Source organism: Dyella silvatica (assembly GCF_026283955.1).
Taxonomy (GTDB): domain Bacteria; phylum Pseudomonadota; class Gammaproteobacteria; order Xanthomonadales; family Rhodanobacteraceae; genus Dyella_C; species Dyella_C silvatica.
In genome coordinates, this window is sequence record NZ_JAPDPE010000219.1 from 1 (window position 1) to 1,903 (window position 1,903).

The following is a 1,903-nucleotide window of genomic DNA, read 5'->3' on the forward strand; positions in this document are numbered from 1 at the left end:
AAGCGGTGGCATGCGCCAGTGTTCGCGCCCTGTGCGATCAATCACCTCGGCTACCGGCGCTCCACGTACACGGCGCACCACAGCCATCACCACCGCGGCCGTCGTGGCTAACGCCATGCCGCCGATCAGGATCGAGAGAATCTGCGTACTCGTGATCGAGGGGTACAGCACCGACGCGGTGAGAATGATCGACAGCAGCACCAGCACCGCGACCACCGCACCGGTAAACAGATTGGTGTACTTCGAATTCACCCACGGCCCCAGCACTGCCTTGTCGTTGCACAGCAATAGCAAGAACACCGAGGCTCCCGGCAACAACACCCCGGCCAGGGTTTGCACGGCGTTGGTGATCAACCCCAGCGGCGCGTTGGGGATCAACACCAGCGCGGCCGCGATGGCGATCAACAAGGCATACACGCCATAAAACGTTTTGGCTTCCTTGGGCTTGCGATGCAGCGAATGACGCAGCGATAGCACATCGCCGATGGCATACGCCGTCGACAGCGACACCGCGGCGGCACCGATGATGCTGGCGTCAATCAAGGCAATGGAGAACAACGCAGCCGGCGCAGCCCCAACGTATTTGGCGACCCCGGCGGCCACCGCCGCCGCATCGACAAACTGACCGGCCTCGGGCTTGCCCGCAAAGGTCGCCGCACTGAAGCCCATCATCGCCACCGCGCCAAGAATCACCAGCACAATGCCAATGACCAGATCGATTTTTTCGTAGGTCATGAAGCGCGGCGTGATGCGCTTGTCGATCACATAGCTTTGCTGGAAAAACAGCTGCCATGGCGCCACGGTGGTACCGACGATAGCGATGATCAGCAGCATCACCTCGCTTAGCGCAGCCCCCTTGGGCATGCCCGGCACCAGCAAATCATGCGAGAGCTGCCCCATCGGCGGATGAATCATGATCAACACGGGTACCAGCGCCAGGCTGCCTAGCACCAGCATCAGCGAGAACCGCTCGAAACGACGGAAATTGCCGGTGCTGGCGGCCATGATGATGAGCAGGGCCGATATCGCCACACCCCAGCCTCGCGGTATGCCCAGATGATCCAGGCCCAGGCTGATACCGATGAATTCGGTGACGATGGTCAGCGCGTTGAGAATAAAAAGATCGATGACGCTGAAGGCACCCCAGAACTTTCCAAACCGTTCCAGAATCAATCGCGCGTGACCGACACCGGTGACGGTGCCGAGCCGCAAGACCATTTCCTGATTCACGTAAAGCACGGGAATCAGCAGGGTCAAAGTCCATAGCAGCGTCGTGCCGTAGTTTTGCCCGGCCTGGGTATAGGTGCTGAAAGCACCAGCATCATTATCGCCGACCATGACAATCAGGCCCGGCCCAAGAATCGCCAGCAAGGTGCGCCAGCGCGCACCCCAACTATCGCGTCGCGCCGTGTCGTTCTGGGCGATGGTTCCCAACGCTCCTTTGATATCGCCGATATGCGCGCTATCGAGTACCGCCGTTCCGTGGCTTTCTGTCGTTTTCAATGGTTCAAGCATGTGACACCCAGCAGTGTGCGAGCAGCACCTCGCCGCTCACGTGGTTTATTCGCGCCCCGTAGGCCGATCTCCTTGTGCCTTTGTGGCAGGCACCGCCAAGCGATAACCTCAGGCTGCCTGCCACCTCGCCCCGGCGAATGCCTGCGTTGGCGCGACCGCCACGCGGCCGGATGCATGCGATTCGATGCCGTGTTGTACGCGATGCAAGACCGTGCGGGCGGGCCTGAAGTCATCGCGCAGGCCATCCATCACTTCGAAGGCCATGGCAATGTCACTGTTGCGATTTTGCCTGGCGTAGAGGTCGACATTCATCGCCTGGCGCTCGGGGAAAGTGCGCACCACGATATGCATGTCCTCGGCAATCAGGGCACCGATAACGCCCTCATGC

The 1,903-nt window shown here is 60.5% G+C and carries 2 protein-coding genes; both read right to left on the bottom strand.

Annotation, left to right across the window (positions count from 1 at the left end):
• A partial coding sequence (locus tag OUZ52_RS22690; RefSeq protein WP_266160876.1) for an NRAMP family divalent metal transporter occupies positions 1-1,515 on the bottom strand: 1,515 nt, incomplete at its 3' end.
• A gap of 108 nt (positions 1,516-1,623) precedes the next feature.
• The coding region (locus OUZ52_RS22695; RefSeq protein WP_266160877.1) for an S-adenosylmethionine decarboxylase at positions 1,624-1,903 on the bottom strand (280 nt) is incomplete at its 5' end.